2 protein-coding genes and 1 pseudogene are annotated in these 1,260 nt (G+C 59.7%); 2 read left to right on the forward strand and 1 reads right to left on the reverse strand.

Annotated elements, in window-relative coordinates; genetic code table 11:
* A pseudogene (locus E1297_RS01715) lies at positions 1-544 on the forward strand (IS21 family transposase); the annotation flags it as partial.
* Positions 541-981 (forward strand): ATP-binding protein, encoded by a 441-nt coding sequence (locus E1297_RS01720; protein ID WP_155133101.1) that lies wholly within the window; start codon positions 541-543, stop codon positions 979-981. The pseudogene E1297_RS01715 and the gene E1297_RS01720, both read left to right, overlap by 4 nt.
* 63 nt (positions 982-1,044) lie before the next feature.
* On the opposite strand, the gene E1297_RS49600 is transcribed toward E1297_RS01720, so the two are convergent.
* Positions 1,045-1,260: hypothetical protein (locus E1297_RS49600; protein WP_209015581.1), on the reverse strand; the 216-nt coding region annotated here is incomplete at its 5' end.

A 1,260-nucleotide genomic window follows, 5' to 3' on the forward strand; every position in this document is an offset into this window, starting at 1 on the left:
GACCAACGACTATTCGGTTCCCGTCGCCTACGGCCATCAAGACGTTTGGGTCCGAGGCTACGTCGACGAGGTGGTGATCGGCTGCCGCGGTGAGATCATCGCCCGCCATTCCCGGTGTTGGGAACGCGAAGATGTCGTCTTCGACCCGCTGCATTACCTGCCGCTGATCGAGCGGAAGATCAATTCTCTGGATCAGGCCGCCCCGCTCCAGGGCTGGGACCTGCCGCAAGACTTCGCCACGTTGCGCCGCCTGATGGAAGCGAGAATGGGCAAGCACGGCCGGCGGGAATACGTGCAGGTGCTGCGTCTCATGGAAAGCTTCGAGCTTGCCGATCTGCATGCAGCGGTGAAGCAGGCCCTCCAGCTTGGCGCGATCGGTTTCGACGCCGTCAAGCATCTGATCCTGTGCCGGGTGGAACGCCGGCCGCCGAGGCTGGACCTGTCCATCTATCCCTACCTGCCGAGGGCGACCGTCGAGAAGACCTCGGCGAAGGCCTATATGCACCTGCTCAGAGGCGCTGAAGCGGAGGACGCTGCGGCATGAACACCGAAACGCCAGATACACCTCCTGGGATCCTGCTTTCCCATCATCTCAAAACCCTCAAGCTGCCGACCTTCCTGCGGGAATATCAGAAGCTGGCCCGGCAATGCGCCACCGAGGGCGTGGATCATACCGGATACCTCGCCCGTCTTGCGGAAAGGGAGATGGCCGCCTGCAAGCTGCTGATCATCGACGAACTCGGCTTCGTGCCACTGTCAAAGACCGGGGCGGAATTGCTGTTCGAACTGATCTCGCAACGCTACGAACGCGGCGCGAGCCTGATCACCAGCAATCTTCCCTTTGACGAATGGACGGAAACCCTGGGATCCGAGCGTCTGACCGGCGCGCGGCTCGACCGCGTCACCCACCACGTCAATATCCTCGAGATGAACGGCGACAGCTTCCGCCTCGCCCAAAGCCGCGCTCGAAAGGCGGGCTGACCTACCCGAAAATTTGTGGCGCACGCATGAGACCACCGCTCGGCCTACGCCCTCCCGGAGATCTCATGCCTGCGCCGCAAGTGGCCGACTTTTACGCCGCCCAGTGGCCTGATTTTGCTCCGCCGTTGATACAACATCCCAATACCTTGGTTTGACAATGATAATTTTATCATCAAGCGACAAAATAACGTATAGAAATATCAGCCTTCCCATTACCCCAACATAGTCAGATAGCTTTTTCTGCCTGGGTGAATTCAGACGTGAGGTGCAACATGGTCG

Source organism: Roseibium sp. RKSG952 (assembly GCF_009711355.1).

What these genes read in the sequence shown, in the direction of transcription:
- E1297_RS01720 (WP_155133101.1), top strand. Translation starts at nt 541, where the DNA reads ATGAACACCGAAACGCCAGATACACCTCCTGGGATCCTGCTTTCCCAT.